The organism is Subsaximicrobium wynnwilliamsii (assembly GCF_007997225.1).
Taxonomy (GTDB): domain Bacteria; phylum Bacteroidota; class Bacteroidia; order Flavobacteriales; family Flavobacteriaceae; genus Psychroserpens; species Psychroserpens wynnwilliamsii.
In genome coordinates, this window is the sequence record NZ_VORM01000019.1 from 83,975 (window position 1) to 91,671 (window position 7,697).

Genomic DNA, 7,697 nt, shown 5'->3' on the forward strand with positions numbered 1-7,697 from the left:
TACTATAATTGTTTACTCTGCTTTTTTATAATCTGCATTGAGTGCTTCAATGATTTCTTTGGAAATGTCTTTAGCTTCCTCTCCATACATAACGCTGCCCGCTTCATTTTTACCTAAAATGAACGTGTAACCATTTTCCTTACCATAATCAGTAACGAATTGCTTCACGTGGCTCATTGCAGAATCAATTTCAACATTGAACTTTTGCCCTAATTGTTGCTGTTCTTGCTGAATTTGCTGCTGTAGACGTTGTTGTTTTTGACCCAATACTTGGTACTGCTCTTGCTGCTCTTGTTGTGACATGTTAGCTGCCTTGGTTTGAAAATCCTGAGCTTCCGTTTGAAACGCCTGTCCTATGCTATCGGTGCGTTTTTGGAAATCGGCATCCATTTTTTCATATTTTGCCTCGATTTCGATTTTCTCGGTGTAAGCATTGATTACCTCTCCATTATTCACAAAAGCGATTTTTTGTTGTTCTTGGCAAGAAGCCAAGATAAGTGCTACTGAAAATAGACCTACTAATTTTCTCATTGTTTGTTGTTTTATATTTTTTGCAAATGTATGAAAGTTGCTTCATTATCAAAATAAATCTTGGACTATTCAAATTATCTATAAAAAAGCTATAAGACATTAATAAACGCTATTAAAGACGGGTCCTAAATATTGAATCTTACAAAGTTTTGAAGATTTGCCATATAGAGACCTAAGATTGAATCCCAAGCATCCTTAAACGCGCTTATTTCGCGTTATTATTCATTTTGGCGATATAAATGAGTGATGAATACTCGCTGCTCGTCGTAGCTTTCCAATTTGATTTCAAACCCTGCCAAAATGCCTTGAATGCATTCATTGTTCCCGATTTATATTTTTCTGAAAGTAATGCCACATAAAAAGCATCAAATACCATGGGTTTGGTATTAATCACTTTCATATTATTCGCTAGCAATAATCGGTTAATGGCTTCCTGAGAAAAATGCCACAAATGTCTAGGCACATCAAATGCCGCCCAAAACTGTTTATAATGTTTCGCATCGTAACTGTTGTAATTTGGCACCGCAATGATGAGTGTTCCTTTTGGCTTCAATAAACCTACAAATAATGCCAATTGATCTTGCAAATTGGGGAGATGCTCCAAAACATGCCATAGGGTAATGACATCAAAATGCTGTGGCGGCAATTTTGAAAGTGCATCCGTATCAAGTATCGCTTTACCGCATTTATCAATGGCGATGCTTCGGGCCTTTTCGTTCGGCTCGATTCCTGTAATATGCCATTGATTGTCTTTTGCGGTTTTCAAAAAATCTCCCGTGCCACATCCAACATCCAATAATTTTTTTTCTTCCGAAGGTTGAGCATCAACCTTGAAATTAGAAACGGAATTGATCAATTTCAATTTGCGTTTTAAGGAAACCGATTTAACGATTTGGTACACTTTTTCAAGGGGATTTCGACTCGCATCGGTGTGTGAAATATAATCCTCGCTTTCATAATAGTCGGCCAATGTATCCATATCGGGTTTGGGATGGGTCTCCAAATAGTCCCACTTTGAATTGAGAACCAATTGAAAACTCTCGCCTGAAACCGAATGGTCTTTGACCTCAAGGTATGCATGGGGATGACTTTGCTTTAACACAGAAAGGATTTTTTGAAGTAAGGTTCCACGTGGAACATTTAATTTTTAAAGGTTCAATTAGCGCCCTAGATAAACTAAAAGCACAGAGACATCGCTAGGAGAGACACCTGAAATCCTAGAGGCCTGTGATATGGTCACTGGTCTAATCTTGCCCAATTTCTGAATGCCTTCTGTACTCATGGATTTCAACTTGGTGTAGTCAAAATGATCTGGAATTCTCACATCTTCCAACCTGTTTAACTTATCAGCATTGTTCTTTTCCTTCTTAATATAGCCGGCATATTTTACTTGGATTTCGGCTTGCTCAATAACTTCACGATCCAAATCATGCTCTTGAATGTAGCTTTCAACACTATTAAATTGTCGCATATCTTCGATGCTTATCTTGGGTCTCGAAAACAATTTAAACATTTTATCGGCCTGTTTGACCTCAGCCGAATCTTTAGCCACTAAAATAGGATTGGCCTCCTCCGGACTAAAACTGGTGTCTTTAAAAAAGTCAACAAAATTTTCAGATTCTGTCTGCTTTTTCTCCATACGTTTCAAACGGGCTTCGCTCGCAAGTCCCAATTCGTAACCTTTAGGGGTCAATCTGAAATCTGCATTATCCTGTCTCAATAGGGTTCGGTATTCTGCCCTAGAGGTAAACATTCGATAAGGCTCCTCTGTACCCTTTGTAATGAGATCGTCAACCAATACCCCAATGTAGGCTTCATTTCGTTTTAATATAAACTCGTCCTTTTCCTGCACTTTCAAGGCTGCATTGATACCAGCCATTAATCCTTGGGACGCCGCTTCTTCATATCCTGTGGTGCCATTAATTTGACCAGCGAAAAACAGGCCATCTACAAGCTTGGTTTCCAAAGTGTGCTTTAGTTGTGTCGGCGGAAAGTAATCGTATTCTATCGCGTACCCCGGTCTGAAGAATTTAACCTTCTCAAAACCCACAACAGATCGCAAGGCTTTAAACTGGATATCCTCAGGTAAAGATGTAGAGAAACCATTGACGTAAACCTCAACCGTTTTCCAGCCTTCTGGCTCAACGAATAATTGATGATGGTCTTTGTCTGCAAACCTATTGATCTTATCCTCAATAGAAGGACAATAGCGTGGTCCGGTACTCTGGATTTGACCATTGAACATTGGCGATCTATCAAACCCTTCACGCAGTAAATCGTGCACCTCTTTGCTTGTGTGGGTCATGTGGCAAGAACGCTGCTCAGTCAATGGTTTGATACTTTCCAAGTAAGAGAATTTTTCAGGCATTTCATCACCCGGCTGTTCTGTCATTTTAGAATAGTCCAAAGATCTACCATCTACCCGTGGCGGCGTCCCAGTTTTCATTCTACCCGATTCAAAACCTAGATTCAGCAGGTCTTCCGTAATTCCGGTAGCAGCCCTTTCCCCCGCTCTGCCTCCACCAAAATTTTTATTTCCAATGTGTATGAGTCCGTTTAGGAAAGTACCATTGGTAAGGATAACGGTTTTGGCCTTGACTTCTATTCCCAGTGAGGTTTTTACACCGACAACGCGATGATTCTCTACCAGCAAACCCGCAACCATTTCTTGATAGAAATCCAAATTTTCAGTACGCTCCAACATCAATCTCCAATCCTCGGCAAAACGCATACGGTCACTTTGCACCCTTGGGCTCCACATTGCGGGACCTTTGGATTTATTCAACATCTTAAATTGGATGGCAGAGCTGTCACTCACGATCCCGCTATAGCCTCCCAAAGCATCAATCTCTCTCAATATTTGCCCTTTCGCAATACCTCCCATCGCCGGGTTGCAAGACATTTGTGCAATATTTTGAAGGTTCATGGTGATCAGCAAGGTCTTAGCACCCATATTGGCTGCAGATGACGCGGCCTCGCTACCTGCGTGCCCAGCACCAACTACAATGACGTCATAAGTTTCGTTAAACATAATTATATCGTATTGTTCCACGTGGAACATTAAAAAATCCCGTTTTAAATTTGGGTTGCAAACATAAAGTAAATTGAGTAATGGCTACAGTCGAATTAAGTACAGATCTTCTTTGGCACGCATCGCGTTCTGTTCGCTTTCGGTCTTATCCTTGTAGCCGCAATAGTGGAGAATCCCATGAACCATAACCCGCTGTAATTCCTCTTCAAAATCCGTACTGTATTCCGAAGCATTTTCCCTTACCCGCTCTACGGAAATATAAATATCACCGTGTAGCTCCTTTCCGATGCTATAGTCAAAGCTTATGATATCGGTCAAAGTATCGTGTTCCAGAAACTCTAGGTTAAGCTTGTGCAGATAGTCATCATCGCAGAATACGTAATTGATCTCACCTTCCTTGTGCTCTTCCGAAGCTATTACCGAAGTTAACCATGCAGCCAGGTTTGTCTCATTGGTTAATTTAAATTCAGTCTCGTAATTGAAATTAATCATCGCTCTTTTTAAAATAGGCTTGCACCTTCTTTTTGTAAATTTGCTGCAAAGGTAAGGCCTGGCGATTTAATATTTCAGTGGTATTGAAATATTCCTTAGCCGTAGGGATTTGATTGGTTGTAGTATTGTCAAATTCTTGTCTGTTTGTATCTGCTTTACGTTTTTCGTCTTCGCCTTGCATGAAGCTTGCATTTTCCAACTTTAACAACTGATGCTGTAGATTCATCATTTTTTGCAAGGTTTGATTGGTAAAGCCCTTATTGATCAAATCCAGTTCAATCTGTTCCATATCCTTAAGTAATTTTTTTCCAAGGTTCTTACTTCCATTTTGGCTATTGATGTTTTTCAATTGCTCTTCAAGCTGTTGACGCAACTGCTGCTGCTTTTGGTAAATTTCATACAACTCACCATTCATTTGCTCACTTTGCCCATTGCCCTTAGCATCTTGACCAGACTCAGAATTGCCATCCTTTCCACCTTTTCCATCTTTCGGTTTACCATTCTCGCCTTCCTTCTCACCATCACCTTCGCCTTTCCCACTTTTACCTTCCGAGGGTTTCTTGCCTTTTTCGCCTCCCTTTTTCATCCCATCTTCCATCATCTTGTTTAAGGCCTCTTGGCTCATGATAATATCTGGCAATTGCTCACCCTGTCCTTTCCCTTTGCCCATGGATGGATTCATCTGCGCATTCATATTATCCAAGATATCGCTTAAGAAACTTGCCAACTCGTTTGTGGCAGTGATTGTATATTGCTGTGCCGAAACCCCTTGGTAAATTTGATTCTCGCTCAATTGCCCAAGCGATTTATCGATATTATAAAATACTTCTGTAATCTGTTTATTAACCTCCTCCGAAATTTTTGGTTGCCTTAACGACAGTGAGAACAGACTATCATCGATATGCTCAAAATGTTCCCGTAGATCATTTTGTTTCCGAAGGTATTTACCATACTCGTTGTGGTTGATGTTCATGGTTTTGAACTGTACCATCAAGGCTTCTTGATCAAAGGAAAACAATACCAAATTGTCAAGAATTTGCCGCAGGACTGTAGCATCCTCTTGCAATTGATCACCACCACCCATAGCCATCATTGAGGCCATCTTCTTACTCATCTCCTTCATTTTTTGAGCGGCCTGCTTCTGCTTTTTCTTGGCCTTCTGCTGGGGACCACTATCACTGGGCGCTTGCTCCTCTGGCTTTTGTTGTTCCTGCTCGTCTTGCTTTTGTTGTTCTTCTAAGGCTTCTTTGGCATCCTCTTGGTCTTGCTTGATAGACTCCTCTGTTGGCTTGTCTTGTGGCAGTTCCATCGGCTTTTTGAGTTCTTTATTTTCCTTTTGAAGCGCATCCAATTCCTTCTGAAAGTCTTCGAACTTTTTGTTTAGTTCTTCTTGGGCTTCTTTGGTGTTCTTTTCCTTTTCCGCTTCAGAAAGCTGCTCTTGCTCCTCTGCCAATTGCTCCAATTCTTCCATTAACTTTTCAGCTTTCTTCTGCACATAATAGCGTTTGGTCAACTCCAACAATTGTTTAAGGCTGCGCTCTTTATTTTTATTCTGCTTGGCCAACTGCTCCAACTTCTCAGTGAGTTCTTCTTTGTTCATTTTCTCCTGAAGTTTCTTCAGCTCCTCCAGAAGTTTTTCATCTTGCTTCAGTTGGGCTTCATTCTCATCCAATCGCTTTTGCAACTCTTCCTTGAACGGGTCTTTCTCCTCATTTTCCTTTTGAAATTCCTGCAGATTGTCCTTTAACTTCTTGTTGAAGTTCTTCATCAACTCCTCCTGCTCCTTTTGGCGCTGTATGAAATTCTCAAACTTTTTCTTATCGTTAAAGTTGAGTTCCTTCTTTTCTTTTTGGGTCTTAGACAATTCTTTTAATTCCTTATCCTGCTTTTGCAGCTGCTCAAAGGTTTTACTAATGTCTTTTATGGTTTCATCCTGCTGTTTGAGTTGCTTTTGCTCCTCTTCATCCTTGGTTAGTTTTCTATAGCTAAAAACCGGGCTTTTACTACTCTTGAAATTATGAATGGCATCATTATCGAACACTTGAAAATAAAGTTCGTAGTCCACACCTTCAGTCAATTCCAATTGATTTGGGAATGCACTCACAAACTCATCAAAATTTGATTTTGACAGCTTCATTCCTTTATATAACTTCTGCTCAGGGCTGTTGGACGGGTAATACACCATTTGTAATTTACTTAGGGCATAATCGTCGCTTACTTGTCCGTAAAAATACAGGCTTTGATTATCTAAGCTGTCCTTCTCCATCTTAACAGTCATCTCAGGATACTTATCTTTGATGACACTGAGTGAAAAGGCTAAATTCTCATAATTGATCAAATTGGCGTTACTGGTGGAGATATTATAATCGGTATTGCTATAAATGGTCTTGGCGGCCTCAAAATTTCCTTTGGATGTTGCTGTAAAAATTAGAGTGTCCTTGGCATACAAATTCACTTCATCTGTAGATTTTGTGCTCACGCGCCAGGTCACGTTTGTGCCCTCGGGAACGGTTGCATTTCCCGTACTTTTTAAAGTGTTATTGGTCATTTTTGTGTAAGACGGATACTCCAATACCATCTCAAAATTGACCAGCGTTGGTGTGTTTATAAGCTCCAAATCATAGGTTTTTGAGCCTACCTCATTAGCCGACAAATTAAAAGAAATCGTCTCCTTTGGTTGGGTAAAAACATACTCGAATTTACCAGGAGCGGTTTGCTGTAAAAAATAAGTTTGATTGTTGTAATGGATTTGTGCATTCTCTGGAATGATATCTCCAGCTGTGGAAACCAAGAGTTTGAAATCCTTATTTTCAATAGCTTTTAAATTCTCATTGATCACAAAAAACTGAAACGGCGCTGGAGGTTCATAGGCCGTCTTATAATTAACAACACGCTGGTAACTATCACTAAACCAATTGATTTTGCCAGTAAAATAGGCAAAGAGCAAAATAAGCACTGGAATAGCAGCATATTTTAAGTATTTAGCGTTTTTATTGAAATTGATGGCAAAATTGAATGGAATGGGGTTCAATTCGGCCGATTTCTGCTCAATACTGGCCAAAAGTAATTCCGATTGGGCCTTGTTTTGACGCAATTGCAGTACGTTGAGAAGCTTATCACTTACTTCTGGGAAATGGCTGCCAATAATATGCGACGCTTTTTCAAAATTGATGCCTTTTTGAAGTTTGAACAGTTTGGCCAACGGCAAGACAATGAATTTGATAAACAATGTTAATTCAACCGCGATAAACAGCCAAAATAGAATCGTCCTCGCCGTGGGATTGAGCCATAACACATACTCAATAAGCAACGTGGCCATGAAATACAATAAACCAATTGCAAAAAACAGGATAACCCCCTTCAACAATTCATTAATGTAAAACCGTTTGACGAACTGCTCTAATTTTTGCTGTATATTTAAAAAGTTTTGTGCCATATATTCAAGTAACTCACTAAACTACAATTTTATTTTTGTATATCCGTTTAGTGTCCATTAGCTGTAATGCTTGCTATTACTAGTCTATCAAAGATTCGCTCACCAAAATATCTTCGATTTAACTTGTAAACAAACTCGTTTAGATAAAGTTGCAGATATTTTTTCTTGATTTTATGGTACGTTCCTGTAAAATTCCGTTTAGCATTA

General features: G+C 39.6%; 6 protein-coding genes. All 6 read right to left on the reverse strand.

All coding sequences use genetic code 11. The features are described 5' to 3' along the window. Positions 1 to 12 precede the first annotated feature (12 nt). Positions 13 to 531 carry an OmpH family outer membrane protein gene (locus tag ESY88_RS15105; RefSeq protein WP_147086081.1) on the reverse strand — a complete coding sequence of 173 codons (519 nt, stop codon included), beginning with the start codon at positions 529 to 531 and terminating at the stop codon, positions 13 to 15. Positions 532 to 736: 205 nt separating this feature from the next. Next, positions 737 to 1,633, reverse strand: coding sequence for a class I SAM-dependent methyltransferase (locus ESY88_RS15110; protein ID WP_147086082.1), 897 nt, complete (start codon positions 1,631 to 1,633; stop codon positions 737 to 739). Positions 1,634 to 1,690: 57 nt separating this feature from the next. Further along, positions 1,691 to 3,562 carry a tRNA uridine-5-carboxymethylaminomethyl(34) synthesis enzyme MnmG gene (mnmG, locus tag ESY88_RS15115; protein WP_147086092.1) on the reverse strand — a complete coding sequence of 624 codons (1,872 nt, stop codon included), beginning with the start codon at positions 3,560 to 3,562 and terminating at the stop codon, positions 1,691 to 1,693. An 84-nt stretch (positions 3,563 to 3,646) separates the two neighbouring features. Next, a complete protein-coding gene (gene ybeY / locus ESY88_RS15120; RefSeq protein ID WP_147086083.1) occupies positions 3,647 to 4,054 on the reverse strand; it encodes an rRNA maturation RNase YbeY in 408 nt (135 codons plus the stop codon). Continuing rightward, positions 4,047 to 7,490 carry a DUF4175 family protein gene (locus tag ESY88_RS15125; RefSeq protein WP_147086084.1) on the reverse strand — a complete coding sequence of 1,148 codons (3,444 nt, stop codon included), beginning with the start codon at positions 7,488 to 7,490 and terminating at the stop codon, positions 4,047 to 4,049. Before ESY88_RS15125 ends, ybeY begins: the two co-directional genes overlap by 8 nt. A gap of 47 nt (positions 7,491 to 7,537) precedes the next feature. Then, positions 7,538 to 7,697 (reverse strand): transposase (locus tag ESY88_RS15130; protein WP_147089840.1); only part of this gene is annotated, 160 nt, incomplete at its 5' end.